This window comes from Sporosarcina sp. FSL K6-6792 (assembly GCF_038004885.1).
Taxonomy (GTDB): Bacteria; Bacillota; Bacilli; order Bacillales_A; family Planococcaceae; genus Sporosarcina; species Sporosarcina psychrophila.
Window position 1 is genome coordinate 4,233,867 of record NZ_JBBOSA010000001.1, and the last position, 19,081, is coordinate 4,252,947.

General features: G+C 42.3%; 14 protein-coding genes. All 14 read left to right on the forward strand.

Translation table 11 applies throughout. The features are described 5' to 3' along the window. Positions 1-153: 153 nt before the first annotated feature. The 14 genes from MKZ26_RS20300 to MKZ26_RS20365 all read left to right on the forward strand — a co-directional run bounded on the left by MKZ26_RS20300 (position 154) and on the right by MKZ26_RS20365 (position 18,329). Complete coding sequence (locus MKZ26_RS20300) at positions 154-2,196, forward strand: putative bifunctional diguanylate cyclase/phosphodiesterase (protein ID WP_340767369.1); 2,043 nt, start codon at positions 154-156, stop codon at positions 2,194-2,196. 137 nt (positions 2,197-2,333) lie between these two features. Further along, positions 2,334-3,092 (forward strand): 2,4-dienoyl-CoA reductase, encoded by a 759-nt coding sequence (gene fadH, locus MKZ26_RS20305; RefSeq protein ID WP_067211665.1) that lies wholly within the window; start codon positions 2,334-2,336, stop codon positions 3,090-3,092. Between the two features lie 50 nt (positions 3,093-3,142). Beyond that, a complete protein-coding gene (locus tag MKZ26_RS20310) occupies positions 3,143-3,373 on the forward strand; it encodes a hypothetical protein (protein WP_067211663.1) in 231 nt (76 codons plus the stop codon). 107 nt (positions 3,374-3,480) lie between these two features. Continuing rightward, on the forward strand, positions 3,481-3,921 hold the full coding sequence (gene cbpB, locus MKZ26_RS20315; protein ID WP_187045481.1) for a cyclic-di-AMP-binding protein CbpB: 441 nt from the start codon (positions 3,481-3,483) through the stop codon (positions 3,919-3,921). A gap of 112 nt (positions 3,922-4,033) precedes the next feature. Beyond that, complete coding sequence (locus MKZ26_RS20320; protein WP_340767701.1) at positions 4,034-5,479, forward strand: MDR family MFS transporter; 1,446 nt, start codon at positions 4,034-4,036, stop codon at positions 5,477-5,479. Next, positions 5,460-6,353, forward strand: a complete 894-nt coding sequence (locus MKZ26_RS20325) for a LysR family transcriptional regulator (protein WP_067211655.1) — start codon at positions 5,460-5,462, stop codon at positions 6,351-6,353. The genes MKZ26_RS20320 and MKZ26_RS20325 overlap by 20 nt, the downstream gene beginning before the upstream one ends. A gap of 97 nt (positions 6,354-6,450) precedes the next feature. Further along, the gene (locus tag MKZ26_RS20330) at positions 6,451-8,859 is read left to right on the forward strand and encodes a hypothetical protein (protein ID WP_340767370.1); all 2,409 of its coding nucleotides are present in this window, start codon (positions 6,451-6,453) and stop codon (positions 8,857-8,859) included. Continuing rightward, positions 8,856-9,785 (forward strand): ABC transporter ATP-binding protein, encoded by a 930-nt coding sequence (locus tag MKZ26_RS20335; protein ID WP_340767371.1) that lies wholly within the window; start codon positions 8,856-8,858, stop codon positions 9,783-9,785. Before MKZ26_RS20330 ends, MKZ26_RS20335 begins: the two co-directional genes overlap by 4 nt. A gap of 1 nt (position 9,786) precedes the next feature. Then, positions 9,787-10,638 carry an ABC transporter permease gene (locus MKZ26_RS20340; RefSeq protein WP_340767372.1) on the forward strand — a complete coding sequence of 284 codons (852 nt, stop codon included), beginning with the start codon at positions 9,787-9,789 and terminating at the stop codon, positions 10,636-10,638. A gap of 15 nt (positions 10,639-10,653) precedes the next feature. Further along, on the forward strand, positions 10,654-12,087 hold the full coding sequence (locus MKZ26_RS20345; protein ID WP_340767373.1) for a hypothetical protein: 1,434 nt from the start codon (positions 10,654-10,656) through the stop codon (positions 12,085-12,087). A 21-nt stretch (positions 12,088-12,108) separates the two neighbouring features. Next, a complete protein-coding gene (locus tag MKZ26_RS20350; protein WP_340767374.1) occupies positions 12,109-13,104 on the forward strand; it encodes an AAA family ATPase in 996 nt (331 codons plus the stop codon). Further along, positions 13,101-13,973, forward strand: a complete 873-nt coding sequence (locus tag MKZ26_RS20355; protein WP_340767375.1) for a DUF58 domain-containing protein — start codon at positions 13,101-13,103, stop codon at positions 13,971-13,973. The genes MKZ26_RS20350 and MKZ26_RS20355 overlap by 4 nt, the downstream gene beginning before the upstream one ends. A gap of 14 nt (positions 13,974-13,987) precedes the next feature. Beyond that, the gene (locus tag MKZ26_RS20360; protein WP_340767376.1) at positions 13,988-15,748 is read left to right on the forward strand and encodes a vWA domain-containing protein; all 1,761 of its coding nucleotides are present in this window, start codon (positions 13,988-13,990) and stop codon (positions 15,746-15,748) included. Beyond that, the gene (locus MKZ26_RS20365) at positions 15,732-18,329 is read left to right on the forward strand and encodes a VWA domain-containing protein (RefSeq protein ID WP_340767377.1); all 2,598 of its coding nucleotides are present in this window, start codon (positions 15,732-15,734) and stop codon (positions 18,327-18,329) included. Before MKZ26_RS20360 ends, MKZ26_RS20365 begins: the two co-directional genes overlap by 17 nt. Positions 18,330-19,081 lie beyond the last annotated feature (752 nt).

Here is a 19,081-nt window from a genome sequence, read left to right on the forward strand (position 1 = left end):
ATATAATAATTATATTTATTTATTCGATACATACTTTTTCGATATAAGTACAATCTATTTATGATTAACTATAAAGTACTCGGGCGATTGATGCATATTTACCTGGATTAATCGATAAAAGTTTGGATAAATGCATAACAAACGGAGGCACACATGAGAAACGTTAAGATTAAAGACCGTTTAGAAAAAATTGTAGAATCATATATTTTGAACCACTCCTTTAAGATGACCATATTTGTTGAGAAAAATGAGCAAGGTAAATTTGATGTGCTTTACGCTAACTCATTGGCGACAAAATACTTTTCGACTGAAATCGAACAATCGGCTGCTTGTTTTTTTGGTGATTTATGGATCCCCATTAAGCGCAGGATGCGGAAATTACAAAATCAATCTGATTTTACAACTGAAATCCAATCGATACGAGGTGGGGCAGGCGTATTATTCGAATTGGATTTTCAACGTCATACCGAAGAGTTTGAACGAGAAATTATCATCATTGAATTGCGTGAACGGCTAGATACTGTAACTGTAAGGAAGTCGCAGTTGGAGTTACAACATAAATATAATTCCGTCATTGAACATAATCTTGACCCAATCATAACCATCGATCAAAACTTTAAAATTATTTATGCGAATCGAGCCGTTCATTTAGGGTTCGGTTATCGATTCAAAGAACTCTCTGGCCGTTCAATTTTGAATCTTTCCGGGGAGGATAATATAAAAGCATTTAAGCTCTTCCTGTCCCGCGCACTTGCGGGGGAATCAATTGAGATGGAAGATTCGACTATTTTTCATAAAAAAGGATATTTATTACCCGCGTATTTTAAGGCAATTCCCGTCTTAATTGATGGAGATGTAGAAGAAGTTCAACTGATTGTACGGGATACATCTATTCATCAGAAAAATAATGAAAAACTTCTATTCCTGAGCTATCATGATCATTTGACGGGTTTGTGGAATCGTCAGGCGATGAAAGAACACTTTACGGAGGATTCTCTAAACGCCTTGCAAAGAGAAACAAGACTGTCTTTCGTTCATTTAGGACTTGATCGATTCAAATTAATAAATGAATCACTTGGCCATAATGGTGCGGACGAAATATTAAAAATGGTTGCGGAACGAATAAAAATAATCTGTCCTGCTTCCGCCAGGTTGTATCGTAATGGCAGCGATGAATTTATCGTCTCATTGCAAAATCATTCTGTGCTGAAGACAGAGAAGTTTGCACAACAGTTATTGAATGATTTTGGAAAACCATTTTATCATAATCATCAGGAGTATTTCATTTCTGCATCCATCGGAATTGCTGTTTATCCTGAAGATGGAAAAACACTTGAGAATCTACTAAGGAAGTCGGAACAAGCACTAACCTTTGTGAAAGATCGTGGCCGCTCGCATTATCGTTTTTATCAAGAAGCGATGAATTCTACCTTCCCGGATGAAGCACTGATGGAATCGCATTTACGCAGGGCGATTGAGTTAAATGAATTAACGATTCACTATCAACCGCAAGTCGATTTGAAAACCGGGCATATTAGTAGTTTCGAAGCGCTTCTTAGATGGAATAATGGCAAATTTGGGTTTGTATCACCGGCGCAATTCATCCCCATTGCTGAAGATTCAGGGCTTATACATGGAATTGGTGATTGGGTATTAAACCAAGTATGTAAACAGCTGAAAGAGTGGCAGGATAAGCAGTTCAAAGCTGTTAGGATAGCTGTGAATATATCGCCAAAGCAATTTAGAATGGAAAACTTTGTCGATAAATTGAAAGAGAAGATTTCTTACTACGACATCTTACCGTCTTCCCTTGAAGTGGAAATTACGGAGGGAGCATTGACGATAATAGATGAAACTTTAGCAACATTAAATGAACTAAAGAAAATCGGGATTTTCATCTCCGTCGATGATTTTGGAACGGGTTATTCATCACTTAGTTATTTGAAGCAATATCCAATTGACATCATAAAAATCGACCGTTCATTTATAAAAGATATTGAATTTGATGTAAAAAACAAAGCGATAGCGAAGACAATTATTAATCTAGCTCACAGTCTTGGGATGGAAGTAATTGCTGAAGGTGTAGAGAAGGATTTACAAGCGATGATTCTTCTTGAAGCTAAATGCCAGAAGGCGCAAGGCTTTTTGTACAGCAAGGCAGTTCCTGTAGAGGAAATTGTAGAAAAGTATTTATGAAATAATCGTATAAACGGACAACTGAAAAAATTCGGTGTCCGTTTTTCGTTGTGAGGTTACTTTTGTTCTCGTAACGAACTTGATAACATGTTACAATTATGAGTGAATATTCATTCATTATAAGAGGGGGAATTGTTATGTTTGAGGGAAAAGTCATAATTGTAACAGGTGGATCGAATGGGATGGGGAAATACATGGCGAAGAAATTTGCCGATGAAGGTGCACAAGTCGTAATTACGGGTAGAGATATAGATAGGTTAAATGTGGCTCAAGAAGAAATTGGGGATCATGCACATCCATTCCAGATGGATGTGAGGAATGTTGAATCAGTTGCAGCGTTAGTCGCTTTCACGGATGAAAAGTTCGGCCGAATTGATGGATTAGTAAATAATGCGGCTGGAAATTTCATCGTTAAAGCAGAAGATTTATCACCAAACGGCTGGAAGTCTGTTATCGATATTGTACTAAATGGCACATTTTATTGCTCGAGCGCTGTTGGGAAGTACTGGATTGAGAAAGGTCAAAAAGGATCGATATTGAATATGCTTGCAACGTATGCATGGGATGCAGGTGCGGGTGTCATTCATTCCGCGGCAGCTAAAGCAGGTGTTATGTCGTTAACTCGAACTTTAGCAGTTGAATGGGGAAGTCAATATGGAATCCGTGTGAATGGTATTGCGCCGGGTCCGATTGAACGTACAGGCGGCGCAGAAAAGTTATGGGAGTCTAATGAAGCAGCTAAGCGCACACTTGAATCGATTCCTTTGGGTCGTCTTGGGAAGCCGGAAGAGATTGCAGAACTGGCGGCATTCATTATGTCAGATAAGGCATCCTACATGAATGGAGAAATTGTGACGCTCGACGGCGGACAATGGCTTAACAAATCCCCGTTTTAAGGATAAATATTGTCGTTTTGCACATCCTACTCTCAAAAGGAGAGATAAGTTTGGATGTATGGACAGTTCCATTTATTATCGTTGTTTTGGTCATTTGTATAATCAGCTTTATCGCCGTAAAGAAATGGAACAAGGTGACCGTTGTTGTTGATGGACAGGATGATCAAATTTCGGGTCCGATTGAAGAGCATCCATTTACATTGAATCCGATTATTTGGATTGTCCTTGTAGCTGTATTTTTCATTGGAATTGTCATTTTTTATTACGCTGCCTCTTCTTAACAGAAGGGGTTTTCTTTTTCATTTTCAAGGATAGAAAGTCCTTCTTATGATATGATAGATATGTAGTTTTAAGGTGAAAAGCATAGCTACAGAAGGAGTAGATTTACATGATTTCTATAAACAATAGGGATTTTCTTTTCACACCGATAGCGGATTTTATCATTTCGTCTGAAAAAGTTGCGCATGTTCAGGTTGGAAATAATGCAGAGCACGCCCTCCTTGTACTAACAAAAACAGGTTATTCAGCTATACCGGTCCTTGATGCGAAATATCGTTTAAAAGGGTTGCTCAGTATGGGGATGATTACTGATTCTATTTTGGGACTTGAACGTATTGAATATGAACGTCTTGACGATTTAAAAGTTGATGAAATTATGCAAACTGATTTGCCATCCATAAAAACGACGGATCGATTCCAAAAAGGGCTCGATTTATTAATTGACCATACATTTCTTTGTGTGACGGAAGAAGACGGCACATTTGCAGGCATATTAACGCGAAGAGTAATAATGAAACAATTTAAAAGGTATATTTACTCGGTTGAATAATTGTTTTGGTTAAATTGTGGGCTCCTAAATGGGGCCCTTTTCTGTTTAAAGGAGAATCTAGACTGTGAAAAATAATAAAATAACGAATCGCCCACTTGTGCTCATTTCTGTCATGTTGGCAATGTTTGTCGGTGCGGTGGAAGCGACGATTGTGACTACAGCAATGCCCTCAATTGCTTCGGACCTTGGTGGTTTTTCAAGATATAGTTGGATTTTTTCTTCGTATTTACTGATGAGTACAGTTACTGTACTCATTTATGGGAAATTGGCGGACTTATTTGGCCGAAAACCAATTTTGTTTATTGGATTGACAATATTTCTTATTGGGTCTATATTATGTGGTTTTGCAGTTTCGATGGAGCAATTAATTGTATTTAGGTTACTTCAAGGCCTTGGTGCAGGTGCCGTAATGCCGATTGCAACTACAATTGTAGGCGATATATATACGACGGAAGAACGGGCGAAAGTCCAAGGGTATTTATCTAGTGTATGGGGAATTTCAGCTGTATCAGGTCCGGTTATTGGTGGGCTGATTGTTCACTATATGAATTGGAAGTTTGTTTTCTGGGTGAATGTGCCGCTTGGAATACTTGCAATGGTCGGTATCTATCTGTTTCTACATGAACCAAAGCGGGAGAAAAAGGTTTCGATTGATTATAAAGGTGCCCTCCTCCTTACGTTATCGTTATCCACTATTTTATACTGGCTTGTTGAGGGTGGGCAGGCATTCGGTCGCTTGTCGTTTTACAGTATCACCCTCGTTATTGTAGGACTCGGGTCGTTAGCGTTATTTGTTAGGGTCGAACGACAAGCAATAGATCCAGTAATGCCATTTGCATTGTGGAAAACCCCGGTTATATTGTATGCGAATCTTGTTTCGTTAACGACAGGGGTCATATTGATTGGAGTTTCCTCTTATTTGCCGACATTCGTTACAGGTGTTATGGAACAGCCGGCGATAATTGCTGGATTCACCCTGACGGCAATGTCTATCGGATGGCCGATTGCATCCTCTGTTGCAGGTCATTTGTTAATCCGCTACGGTACGTTTCATGTATCTTTTGCAGGTGGGGTATCACTCATATTTGGAACAACCTTATTTGTCATGATGGACGCTGGGTCAGGACCTTGGTGGGCTGCGATGGCAAGCTTTTTTGTGGGCGTTGGCATGGGACTGACAAGTACATCGTTCACCGTCACAATCCAAGGGGCGGTTCCAAGAGAGAAGCGAGGATCAGCGACGGCTGCCAATATGTTCATGCGGAATTTCGGGAATACGGTAGGGGCGGCATTATTTGGCGCGATTTTAAATGGCATGTTAATGGCCCGGTTCAAAAAGGATGATTTGAATTATAGTTTAGATGATGTCAATTTACTTCTGACGGATGAAATGAGAAAAACGATACCTGCAACAAAAGTACAGCTGTTACAAAATGCGCTCGATGGCTCGTTGCAATGGGTGTATATTACTGTAGCCATTTTTGCTGTTATCAGCTTGCTCTTTATATTAAAAATTCCACGTGGAAAGGGGTATTTGAATGACAACGACAGAACTTGAAATCATTAAAGCATTAGCGGAAGAAGGGAATATGCGAAAAGCTGCAGAGCGACTTTTTTTATCGCAACCGGCACTTTCCCAGCGGCTACAATCAATTGAAAAGGAATGGGGAACGTTATTGTTCATCCGCTCGCAGAAAGGTCTTGAGCCGACGCCAGCGGGAGAATTGATCATCGGCTATGCACGTGAAGCGATTATAAAACGTGAAGAAACGTTTGAAATGATTGCATCGATGGCGGACAAAGTGCACGGCACATTGAAAATTGCATGTGCATCCATCGTAGGGCAGACGTGGTTGCCTCAAGTATTGAAAGAGTATGTTGAAATGTATCCAGATGCCAAAATATCGCTGATAACGGGATGGAGTTCAGAAATTGTCAAAGCACTATATGAAGGAGAAGCTCATGTTGGAATTGTTCGGGGCCAGGTAGATTGGAAGAGTAAAAAAACGTATTTATTCCGAGACCATCTCTATTTAGTAGACCGTGAAATTACGTCAATCGAAGAATTGAAAGATACGACTCGTCCATTTATTCAATTCAAGAGTGACTCGAATTACCATATGGAAATTCAGCGTTGGTGGCAGCGTCATTTCGACCAAAATCCGGGGCGTCAAATTACAGTCGATCAGATTGAGACTTGTAAGCAACTGGCGTTAAATGGGATTGGTTATGCGATATTACCGTCAATTACATTGACCGGTGATGAAGATGTCAATAAAATGCCGCTTTTGAACAATGAAGAAGAATTTGAGTTAACCCGAGATACATGGTTAATCGGCTATGAATCTTCGTTTGCACTAAAACAAGTGGATGCATTTACACAAATTGTCCAAAGTCATGCTGAAAGATTACAAAAAGATTACAATTATTGAGAAATAAAGGAACTTTAGGTTGTCTCGTTCGTACTAATAGATGAGAACAATTAGTCTACTGATAGATTTCTATTCAGCATGACAGGAGGAAATTAGTATGTGGAAAAAGTTCGCGGTAATGTTGGTTTTGTTTGTTGGAATGATTGCCTTCATTCCAGCTGTCAATGCTCTTGCAGCTCCGGATCTGAAAGTGAGTGTTACGGCAGGCATCGACGGTAAAGCAAAGGAAGGAAAAGGTGCTCCAGTAGTAATTGTGATTGAGAACAGTGGAACTGCATTTAACGGGGATCTTGTAATCGACGTTCCGAGTTACTTTACGACAGGAAGTGGGGAAGCAATCCCTGTTGATATCGGTGCGGGGGAGACCAAAACGATTTCGCTTGTCATCCCGAATATGACTGATATGAACAATATGTATGGGGGAATGTCGAACACGAAAACAATTTACCTATACGAGGGCGGATGGGAAAAAGGGAAAGAAGTTGTACATAAAGGAGCACAAACATTAACGACGACCATGTTTTACGATGATTCGAAATTCATCGTAATGTTTACGGATAATCCGGATCGTCTTGGCGCTTTGAAAACTAGCCGAATTTTGAATGCTTCTACTAGCCAAATCATTAGTGCGTCGAAAATGGGTGAACCAAATTTCCCGGAAGAAGCGGCAGGATGGGGAGCGGCTGATTTTATCATCATCGATGAGTATCCGCTTGCCGATCTATCTGAAAAGAAACAGAATGCGTTGATAGGATGGGTTCGTTCAGGAGGCATCTTAGTAATCGGAGGTTCCGATAACGTGAAAGCGGAGACGGGTGTCTTTTCAGATCATTTGCCTTTGACGTTGAAAGCAAGTTCTGAAGCGAATCCTGAAGTTTTGAATAAGTGGGCGGGAACAAAAGGATTTGAAGGCAATATCCCATCTTATTTATCAGCATTAAATCCGGGTGCATCGTCTTTACTTGAAGATGAAGGAAATGTCCTCGTTGCCTATTCCAAGTTGGGCCAGGGGCAAATCGTCCAAACGGCTTTTTCAGTCGGCGATGACCCAATTGCTAAAATGGTTGGAATGCCGGCGTTCTGGGGGACATTATTCGATGCGACGGGACATTCAAATCAATGGGGACAGAATCCTTATGACAGTCCGAATAATGCAATTGTCCATACGGTAGCTAGCACCAATGAATTGTTTCCTTCATTCAAAGTATCTACGCCATTAATTTTTGGAATAATTATATTTTATATTATTCTTATTATACCAGTGCTTTACTTTATCCTTAAACGGAAAGACAAACGAGAATATGCGTGGTGGATTATTCCATCCATTGCGATACTGGCGTCCATTGCCATATTTGCATACGGAGCGAAAGATCGAATTGGAAGAGCACAAATTCAACATTCCGCAATATTAAATGTTGAACAGGATGGTAGTTTGACAGGGTATTATGTGGAGTCAATCCTAACCAATAAAGCTGGGAACTTTACATTTACTGCACCTGTTGAAACAACGCTTGGTGCTTCGTTGCCAAATAATGATCCTTTCAGGTCTTCTCAAGGGACTATCCATAAACAAGCAATTGTTGAAAAGGACGCAGCAGGTACGACAATGCATCTTCGAAATATTGGCTATTGGAATGTAGGGACAGTGTACGGAGAAACCAGGATCGAAAAGCAAGGGAATTACGATATCCAATTAAATGTAACGGATAAAAAATTGACGGGTTCAGTGACCAATGGATTTCCGTTTGCATTGAAGGATGTATCGATTTGGTCGGGAACAAAACTGATTCCAATCGGTGATCTTGGACCGGGGGAAACTGCCCAAGTGGATGAAACGTTAAAAACCTCTACGTTGCTTCCGAGAAAATCGATGTTCAATTCGTATATGAATCCTGCACCAGTCAATATGGATGATTTAACGAAGATGAGGAAAGATAGCATTCTCTCGTTTTCCGGAGATTATATGAACAAGACTTCGAGTCCAGCCGTAATCGGTTATACAGATACACAGATTGTACCTATTGAACTTCTTAAAGTTAAACCTTCAGTGTCAGCATTGACGATGCTCGTTCAACCAGCAATGGTAGACGTGACGATGACTGATGTGTTTACAGTTGAACCTGAAATGATGGAGATGTCGATGCTGTCAGAGGATGGACAGTTTCAGCCAGATTCACAGGGATATGGTACGGACGAATATTACTTTAATGAGGCCGTGTACAATCAAACATGGCAATTACCAGCAGGGTTAATCGGAAAGAACATGAAATGGACATCGCTGGAACTATCGAAAATACAAACAAAACTATATGATGTCAGCATATTAAATGTGCGATCGGGTCAATACGAGCAGTCAGAGTCTGGGAAATTGGTGAAGACGGAAAATGTAAACGACTATATAACGCCTGATGGAAAAGTTGTTGTCCGAATCATTTTTCATGATGAAAAGAATGGTAATCAAGGCCGTGCTCCTATGCTGAAGCTGAATGGGGAGGTGTCGCAATGATAGAGATAAAAGGACTTACAAAGAAGTACGGCCAATTCAAAGCGCTTGATAATTTGAATTTGACGTTGAGTGAAGGAACAGTTTTTGGGTTTGTTGGTGCGAACGGCGCTGGGAAATCGACGACATTCCTCATTCTTGCGACCTTATTACAACCGACTGCGGGGGACGTCTTCATCGACGGAGTGAATATCCGGAAGAATCCGGAGGCAGTTCGTAAAATGATTGGCTATATGCCTGACTTTTTTGGCGTCTACGATCAGCTAAAGGCGGACGAGTACCTGGACTTTTACGGTGCGAGCTATGGCATTCCTGAAGCGGAGCGGCAAAAGCTTATTCCGCAATTGCTGGAACTTGTCAATCTGTCACATAAGCGTCATGCGTACGTAGATCTTTTGTCGCGTGGGATGAAGCAGCGGCTTTGCTTGGCGCGCAGTCTTATCCATGATCCTAAAGTTCTTATTCTTGACGAACCTGCATCTGGACTAGATCCGCGTGCACGTGTTGAGATGAGAGACATCCTAAAAACATTGAAAAAGATGGGCAAGACGATTTTAATTTCATCACATATTTTGCCTGAACTTGCGGAAATGTGTGATGAAATTGGGGTAATTGATAATGGTCGTCTCATCGCACACGGCTCTGTTGCCGAAATTCAGGATAAGCTGCGCGGAGAAAGAGTTATTACAGTCCGTTTGGCTGGACCGTTGGGCAACACGATCGCATTTTTCGAAGAAGATCCGTATGTGTCGAATATCGAACAGTTGGATGCGAATGATGGCGTCAGATTTTCATATAAAGGGACGGAAGAAGACCAGGTCCAATTGTTGAAGCAAGCGATCACGAATAATGTTCCAATCCTTTCATTCATGGAGCACGTGACCAATCTGGAGGATGTGTTCATGGAAATTACGAAAGGAGCCGATTAATATGAAGATGAATTTCAATAATCCGGTTCTCTTTAAAGAATTGAAACTAAGGTTCCGCTCACCAAAAAGTTTCGTTGGTATCCTATTCTACTTGATAGCAATGTGTATTTTTGTTTTTGGTTTCATCTTTGCGACAATGACGATGTCAGGGACGTCTTATTTCAGACCTAGTGAAAGTTTCATCTTGTTTGGGTTGTTAGCATTTATCCAACTAGGACTTGTGTTATTCATCACACCGGGTTTGACGGCTGGAGCAATTAGTTCGGAAAGGGAAAAACAAACGCTGTCAATTTTATTGACGACATCACAAAGTTCATTTCAAATCATTTCAGGAAAGTTGTCGTCATCAATCGCATTCCTGTTGCTGCTCATTGTGGCGGGATTACCGGTCTATAGTTTAGTATTCCTATTCGGCGGTATCTCTCCACTGGACTTTGTTAAAGTGTTCTTTTTCTTATTTGTAACGCTTCTTGCAATCGGCAGTGTAGGTGTTATGTTCTCCACGCTTATACGCCGGACGATTGTTTCGATGATTGCAACGTATGGAACAATGCTGTTTCTATCGGTCGTCACTGGGTTCATATTCTTGATTGTTATGCAAATGATAGAGTTCAATCACATGGGAACAGGTACGCCGCCAACTTCAATTCTTGGGCATATTCTGGCGTCAATTAATCCTGCAATCCTCTTCGCATCATTCCTTTCGACAGGAATGGGGGATAGCATTTCGGAAATGACGCAAGTGAAATTTCCGATTTGGATAGGCTATCTTATTTTCTATTTGTCACTAACGGTTATTTCACTATTTATTTCAGTAAAGAAATTGCGTGTTAATATGAAACGTTCAAAATAATAGGGAGGTGGGCGAATGGAAAAGAAATCAGTATTAAAGAAATATGTGCTGGCTACTCTGTACCGGCTACGTTTTGAAAAAGCCATTTATACGGTGCAGACTGGAATGTTTGCTGCCGCCCTTTTCGCGGTCCTTTTAGTTGTCGCTTCTCGACTATTTGTCCTTCCTTATTATGGACGTATCGCGCTTATCGGTGCAGTATTGCTACTCATTGCGACAATCGTTTTCATTGTCTACAAAAGATATAACAACGCTGAAGCGGTAAGGCAGCTTGACGAATTTATGCCAGATAATCTTCTTATAACAGCGATGGATATCAAGGTCAATGAAACACATCTTGCTCCTGCTATCATCGCTGCAGCCGAGTCGAAAGTGGCGGTTGCATTTGAGCAATTTAAAAAAAGGGAGAAACGGTATGTAAATCCAAAGATGCTAGGTGGATTCATTATTATATCTGCTTGTCTTGCCCTATTAATCACGTTTCCCTCTGAAGCGCAGTTAGAAGCGGGAGCGATTGAACAGGAAAAAAAGATTATTGAAGAGATGCAAAAAGATGTGCAGGAATTGATTAAAAAAGAAGAATTACCCGAAGTGAAAAAGGAATTACAGGAACTCGCTGAAAAGCTTTTGGAAGCGGAAACGTCGGAAGAAGCGTTGAAAGAACTTGTTAAGAAACAGAAGGAATTACGATTAAAAGAACAGCGTCTAGCAGACAAAAAAGAGTTAGCTAAGACATCTGGTGATCCAACCGAATCGTTAAGCGAGGCGGAAGAAAAAGAACTTAGTGAGCTTATGGAACTTACGGATAAACTTGCGCAAAATGCAGGTGAAGCACATAGTGCGTTGAATGAAATCGGTAAAGCACCTGCATTACCCGCCCTTGCAAGCTCAGGGAGTAGCTCTTCAGCAACAGAGGCTGATACTAAAACTGGGACATCAGAAGGTGAAGGTCAAGGCGAAAGTGAAAGCGAAGGCGAAGGCGAAGGCGAAGGTCAAGGTCAAGGTCAAGGTCAAGGTCAAGGTCAAGGTCAAGGTCAAGGTCAAGGTCAAGGCCAAGGTCAAGGTCAAGGCCAAGGTCAAGGTCAAGGCCAAGGTCAAGGCCAAGGACAAGGACAAGGACAAGGACAAGGACAGGGCCAAGGACAAGGCCAAGGACAGGGCCAAGGAGGAACCGGTGCTGGCAAAGGTTCGGGAGGAAGGAGTCTTCTTTCAATCCCGAATGACCGTGTAGGGGAAAAAGGGGATTCGTCCGTTGTTGGAGGAGAACTTGGTGAAGGGAGTTTCATCGAGGAACGAGAAACAGAAGGTCCAGTTGAAAAAGGAACAATTCGACCTTATAAAGAAGTTGTTGGAGATTATAAAGATTCTTACCTGAAGAGTACGGATAAGATGAAACTGCCGCCAGATTTGCAGCACATCCTCTCTGATTACTTTTCCTCAATTGAATGAAGACAGAATGGGAGTGTACGTATGCCATTTACACCAGAGCAGTTTGAAGAAATGAGTGGGAAACTAGGATTAGTTAAGGAGGAAATCGGAAAATTCATCGTCGGACAACAGGAAGCGGTCGAGTTTTCTCTCTATTCGATTTTGGCAGATGGGCATGCACTATTGGAAGGGTTGCCCGGACTTGGGAAGACAATGCTAATTCGGACGATTTCAGAAGTGCTCGATTTGTCATTTTCACGGATTCAATTTACGCCTGATTTAATGCCGGCCGATATAACGGGGACAAGCATTTTGGAACGAAATGAAGAAGGAATGCAGCGCTTCGCTTTTAAAGAAGGTCCTATTTTTAGCCAGATGGTATTGGCGGATGAAATTAACCGAGCTACTCCGAAAACACAAAGTGCCTTGCTTGAAGCGATGGGCGAAAAAACGGTGACGGTACTTGGAGAGACGAGACAAATGGCACGTCCGTTTTTCGTTCTTGCAACGCAGAATCCGATTGAGATGGAAGGAACTTATCCATTGCCGGAAGCACAGATGGACCGTTTTCTTTGTAAAATAATTTTACCGTATCCAGCGAAATCAGAACTGAAGGAAATTATTCTGCGTACAACGGGACCGCGACTTATCGAAATTCAAAAAGTAATGGATGCGGAAGAAATCGTAATGGCGCAAGAAATGGTCAAAGAAGTTGTTATTGCGGATGAAATGATTAATTACGCGGTCGATTTGGTTTCAGCAACCCACAACAACAACGGTTCAACGGATGACTGGGCAAAATATGTTCAGTACGGAAGCGGACCAAGGGGACTTCAGTCAATTATTAGACTCGCCAAAGCGCGTGCGCTTGTGTCAGGTCGTTATCATGTATCCATTGCGGATATTAAAACAGTTGCTAAACCTGCGTTACGTCATCGTATTCTCATCAATTATGAAGGGGAAGCAGAGGGCGTTGACGTTGACGGACTGATCGTTAAATTGCTTGAAGAAGTACGTCAAGGAGCATCGGTGCAATGAACGGTGAACTGTTTCCTAATGGGTTAGCGAAAAGGCTTGGTGCATTGTCAATTGTTTCTCGGTCGGGCCGTCTAGGACATCATAAAGGGACGCATCGTTCAAGGAAGACCGGTTCTTCCCTTGATTTCTCTGATTTCAGGGAATACCATCCCGGTGATGATTTGCGCCATATCGACTGGAATGTCTATGCACGAACGGACAAGCCTTACATTAAGCAGTTTCTTGATGAACAAGAGATGCGTATCCATATTTTACTCGATCCGACGAAGTCAATGGGGGCAGATGGAAAGTGGAATTATGCCCGTCAGCTGGCAATTGCGCTCGGGCAATTAGCGCTTAAAAGTGGAGATACACTATCGTTTTCCACGTGGACTGATGAGCAGGATACCTTTTTTAGAAAGAAAGGCGCTGCGCATCGTTCTTCAGTGACGAAATTCATTTCAGCGATTGAGGATCCGGGATCAACAGAAAATTTCACGGACCGAGCACTTGCGTCTATTCCAAAAGCAGTAACGGTGTTGTTCATCCTGACAGATGGACTTGAAGAGGTAGGAAAGTGGGAACATCTTTTCCGACGTCTGCCAGGAATTTGCGGTGACGTACGTGTTGTAACGATTCATTCGAAAGTGGAAGAAGCTCCAAATTACGAGGGGGATATTCGATTTGTCGACATCGAGAGCGGTGACGGCATCGAAGTGACTATGACGAGGCGTACGGTTCAAGATTACCTGGAAAAGAAATCGGTACATGAAGCACAAATGATAGCGCTTGCCCGCAAATTCGGTATTCAACTTATTCGTGCAGAAGTTGCTGAAGGGGTCATGGAAACCGTAACGAAAAAAATGCGCCATGCAGGATGGGTGCGATAGATGGAGGCGGCTAAGTGGGATTTGATAAGTTAGTGAATGGTTGGACGGTGGTTTTTCCTTTGGCCGTCCTTCTCTATTACTTTTTCCGAAAACGCTACGAAACGACAACGATATCATCGACATTGTTCTGGGAACAATCGATGCAGGAAACAAGGGTGTCTCCTTACTTGAAAAACTTGCAGCGGAATGCCTTGTTTTATCTGCAAATAGCGGCACTTCTGCTAATAGTATTTATTTTACTAGGGCCTTATCTTACTAAAGAAGAGGCGGTCGGTGGTCATACTATTCTTATTGTGGACACGTCTGCGACTATGCTAGCTAGCAATGAAGGAACTTCACTATTTGCGCGAAATCAGGAAGCAATGAAGGAACTAGTCGCGAGTCGTCAGGGAGAACCAATCACAATTATGACGACTGGGAAAGAGCCCATTGTCGTCATGCGGGAGGAAACAGACGGCGAAGCAATCATGAATGCTATCGATAAATTAACCGTTACATATGAACATGAATATATGGAACGGGCCATTGAGTTTGCAAAGTCAATCACTACAACAGGTGCTGCTATTCATATTTATACGGATTCGCTAGATCAAGCAACTTTTTCTGAAGGAGAAAGTGACATCGCGTGGACGATTCATGGGGATGAAAATCCTAAAATCAATGTCTCCATCGATAAATTCGGAGCGGTCAAGACACCTGAAGGAACGGAAGCTATTATAAGAATTACCAATGATTCAGATGATACTCAAATCGGAGCCGTACATATTAAAGATCTACAAACCGGTAACTTATTGATAGCTGAAACTTTTTCTATTGAAGGCGAGGAAGAAGTACTTTTATCGTTCAAGGAATTACCCGAAAGTAAATTATTAAGTGCCGAAATCGTTGTAGAGGACGATTATGAAGTCGATAATACGGCCTACGTATTGTTAGGTCATGAGACGGGGGAGGCTGTTGTCGACGGGCACTTGCATGAGTTGGTCAAGAGAGCATTTGAAGCTGTCGGATTAACCGTTACGACCGGTTCCACGACTGAAATGCTTGCTGCGCAGGAAGAGTCCATTATCGTGACAAATGATGTTTCATTCCTGAAAAAAGGAACGAAGCCGGTGATAATTGTCGGAAGGAACGATAAATCCACTGAACCAGTTGCAGGTGCTGTACAAAACACCTCAGATCCATTGTTTACGGTTGCAAATATTAGTGACGTCTACGTAAGTGCCTTGTATCCGTCGTTTAAATCGTATACGACAATCGCGACTGTAGGCGATAAGCCGTTCATCCAAAAATCGAAGCGCGGCGACATTGTCATACTTGCAGATATTGAGCTGACTGATTGGCCACTTCATCCGTCCTTCCCACTATTTGTTTGGAGTACAGTTGAATTGTTGCGTTCTGAAACAGATTCTTTAGGGTTATTTGTACCGAATGAGCGCAAAGCGGTTCTTTCGGGTAGAACAGAGAATGGACTGGAAATCTACACGATAGATGATGAATATGTCACAACAATTACGGATGGTTCGAGTTTCATCGCGCCAACACGTCCAGGTATTTATAAAGCGTTGGACGGAGGAGTAGAAAAGATGTTTGCTGTTCAGCTTGAGAAATCTGAAAAAGAGCTTGTACAGGGTTCATCGTACCAAATCGGGCACGCTGAAAATGTGAAAGGGAATGAAGAAGGGAAAAATAGGATTGGCTGGTTATTCCTCGTGCCACTTTTGCTTCTTCTACTTATTGAATGGGAGGTGCAAAGAAGACGTGGATATCCGAATTGATCAGCCTGTATGGCTTTTATTGTTCATTCCAATTGCGCTTTATATGGCGTATACATGGAAATCATCGGGCATGCGGCTTGTTGGAAAAGGAACCATTCTCTTTGTTCTGAGATGTACTGCGATTGCTGCTCTCATCTTTGCACTGGCAACTCCTTTTATAACGCTGCGAGCAGATAAAGAACAAATATTGTTTGTTGTAGACCGCTCTGTTTCAATTGAAAGTGCCGGAAATTCAGCGGATAAATGGATTGCAGAAAGTCTGAAAGGCCTTCAAGTGAATCAGTCAGTGGGTATGTATTCATTCGCAGAGACGTTCCGAACAGATTCACAGTTGACAGATGCAGACGTAGCGCTTCCAGTAATTGGACAGATGGAATCAAAAGATGCAACCGATATTGCGAAAGCGATTGACCTCGCTGCAGCAGTGGCTAAAAATGATAGTGCGACACGGATCGTATTACTGTCTGATGGTTTGGAAACAGTGGGCAAGGTTGAAGAATTATTGCCTAAATATAGTGAAGGCCGTGTGATCATTGACACTGTTTTACTTGAACGACCAGGAAGTGCGGACGCTTCGATCTCGATTTTTGATACGCCTCTGACTGCTTACGAAGGCGAGAAGCAGTTGCTACAGGTTGAAGTGGAATCATCTACTCGAACTATTGGTGAACTGCTCATTTATCAAAATGATAAGGAAATCATCAAAGAGTCGGTGAAACTTGAGCCAGGTAAGAACACTTTTTCATTCCGGACATCGGCAACCGGGAGTGGGCTGCTGAAATACGAAGCTAAACTCCTTATACCGGATGACAGCTTTTTAGAAAACAACCGAATGCTGTCCGTCACAATGATGGAACGTTCCCCGAGTGTGCTCGTTGTTCAGACGAGCCGTAATCCATCAGCAATCCCAGCACTGCTGGATAAAAACGTGATGAGCGTAGATGTTGTTGATGCGGAACAATTACCAGAAACGCTGTCGGGTTATTTAGGCTACGGTGCTATCATATTTGATAATGTGCCAGGGCACGTCGTTGGTGAGGATAAGATGACGGTCATTGAACAGGCTGTGAAAAACTTTGGTACAGGTTTCATGATGGTCGGAGGGGACGAAAGTTTCGGGCTTGGCGGATACTTCAAGTCTCCGATTGAACGGCTTCTTCCAGTTGAGATGGAAGTGAAAGGAAAAGAATCGCTTCCTTCGCTCGGGCTCATGATTGTTATGGACAGATCGGGAAGTATGGCCGGCTCGAAAATCATCTTGGCAAGAGAAGCAGCTGCCCGATCGGTAGAGCTTCTCCGTGATGATGACACATTTGGTTTCACTGCATTTGATGATCAAGTATGGGAAGTCATTCCAATCGGTAAGCTAGAAGATAAGAAGGACGCAGTCGAACAAATCCTCTCCGTTCCGGCAGGCGGGGGGACGGATATTTTTCCGGGCATGCAAAAAGCCTATGATGATCTTGCGGATTTGAAGCTACAAAGAAAACATATTATTTTGATGACAGATGGCCAATCACCGATGCCTTCGGATTACGAAGAAGTGATTGCGGAAGGTAGAAAAAATAATATTACGATGTCGACAGTTGCTATCGGTTCAGATGCCGACTGGTCGCTTTTAGAAGATCTTGCGGAGAATGGTGGCGGACGGTTTTACGATGTCGTCGATGAGTCGACAGTACCGGCAATACTGGCCCGAGAAACGTCGATGATGACGCGAACATATATCGAGGATAATCCATTTTATATGACGCTAGGCGGTGTTCCTGAATGGACGTCTTTGTTTAGTGAAGGGGTTCCGCAAATGAATGCCTATATTGCAACGACTGCGAAAACGACAGCGACGATTGCAGGGATTAGCCATAAAGAAGACCCAGTCATTGCTGAATGGATGTATGGACTCGGAAGGACTGTTGCATTCACATCAGACTCAACAGGGAAGTGGACGGGTGATTTAGCAAGATGGGATGGTTACCCAGAGTTTTGGAATACTGCAGTGGCACGATTGCTGCCGTCATATGAAGAAGTCCCTTACATCATCACCCATGAACGAGGTGGCACCTATACGGTAACAGACAGTTCTCGTAAGGCGGCATTCCTCGACATAGCCGTCGTGGATGAAGCAGGGCAAGAAGTACCATTCACCTCAGAGCCACTTGCTCCCGGTAAAGTACGGGTAACTGTAGATGCCAAACCGGGTCTTGTATTTTTCGGTGTATCGGATGATAAAGGCGGATTGTTCGAAGCTGGTCTTTCAGTACCGTATAGCGATGAATATAAACCGGCAGTACCGAACGCAGCACTGATGACTAAAATTGCCGAACGGACAGGCGGAAAAGTATTAGAAGAACCGACAGAGGCATTCCGTGATCACCCCTTTAAAAGTGGTGAAAAGATACAGATTGCAGAATGGCTAATCTTAGTAGCGATGATTTTGTTCTTTATCGATATTACCTTGCGTCGTTTCGGTATGTTCAAAGGGCTTACGAAGAAACGTCTAGTACGCGAACCAGTTGTCAAGGAGACATCGACAGCAGGGGAGAGTATTTCTGAATTATTGAAGGCGAAGAAGAAGCGATGATTTGAAAGATGTCTTGTCAATATAAAAGCCCCATCATACTGGAATCTATCTGGTGTGATGGGGTTTCTTTCATATGTTTATCGACAGATGTGTTGATTAACCAAAAACAACCAGTAAATAACTGAATCCAATTCTAGGCACTTATTGTACAATTACTTTGGATTACTTTGGATTAAACGACCTCTATACGATTACCGAGATGTCTGGATATGCAGGGATGCGACTTCGTCGCATCCCTGCACCTTTTTTTCGGTAATCGTGTGGTGGTCCTTCATCCGTCGCGCTCCAAATGCATCGGTACACGAAGTGCTAAAGCTTTTTGGGATGAAAGAATAGAGGGGCATCTACTTGGCGGCTGAAACTCTCTTTAGGATTTTCTCTTTTTTACTAGTAAGGAAGTGTCACTTTCTATAAGGTAAGCAAGGAACGCATTGTACAATGTGCGAGAGTGCCGGAAATTGCATCTTCGGGCACTTACACTCTATATAGAAAGTTATCTATTCGTTTCATTTAAACATAACTGCACTTTTCACTTGAACATTGTAGGTACGCGACAGGAAACTATTCGCAACAGGATTACCGAAAAAAGTGTGGCTAGAAGTGACTCCGTCACTTCTAGCCACACATGCCTTACGGTAAATGTGTAGTTATTAGTTCGCCGAAAGCGAACTGGAAATAATCCAGTGAAAATGGAGTTTTTCAAGCCTTACTTACCTGCTCTTTATGCAAGAAAATTTTTAATCAACGGACGT

Bases quoted from the DNA above. Each gene is read 5' to 3' on its own strand.
- MKZ26_RS20300 (WP_340767369.1), top strand. From the start codon at position 154: ATGAGAAACGTTAAGATTAAAGACCGTTTAGAAAAAATTGTAGAATCA.
- fadH (WP_067211665.1), top strand. From the start codon at position 2,334: ATGTTTGAGGGAAAAGTCATAATTGTAACAGGTGGATCGAATGGGATG.
- cbpB (WP_187045481.1), top strand. From the start codon at position 3,481: ATGATTTCTATAAACAATAGGGATTTTCTTTTCACACCGATAGCGGAT.
- MKZ26_RS20320 (WP_340767701.1), top strand. From the start codon at position 4,034: ATGTTGGCAATGTTTGTCGGTGCGGTGGAAGCGACGATTGTGACTACA.
- MKZ26_RS20325 (WP_067211655.1), top strand. From the start codon at position 5,460: ATGACAACGACAGAACTTGAAATCATTAAAGCATTAGCGGAAGAAGGG.
- MKZ26_RS20330 (WP_340767370.1), top strand. From the start codon at position 6,451: ATGTGGAAAAAGTTCGCGGTAATGTTGGTTTTGTTTGTTGGAATGATT.
- MKZ26_RS20335 (WP_340767371.1), top strand. From the start codon at position 8,856: ATGATAGAGATAAAAGGACTTACAAAGAAGTACGGCCAATTCAAAGCG.
- MKZ26_RS20340 (WP_340767372.1), top strand. From the start codon at position 9,787: ATGAAGATGAATTTCAATAATCCGGTTCTCTTTAAAGAATTGAAACTA.
- MKZ26_RS20345 (WP_340767373.1), top strand. From the start codon at position 10,654: ATGGAAAAGAAATCAGTATTAAAGAAATATGTGCTGGCTACTCTGTAC.
- MKZ26_RS20350 (WP_340767374.1), top strand. From the start codon at position 12,109: ATGCCATTTACACCAGAGCAGTTTGAAGAAATGAGTGGGAAACTAGGA.
- MKZ26_RS20355 (WP_340767375.1), top strand. From the start codon at position 13,101: ATGAACGGTGAACTGTTTCCTAATGGGTTAGCGAAAAGGCTTGGTGCA.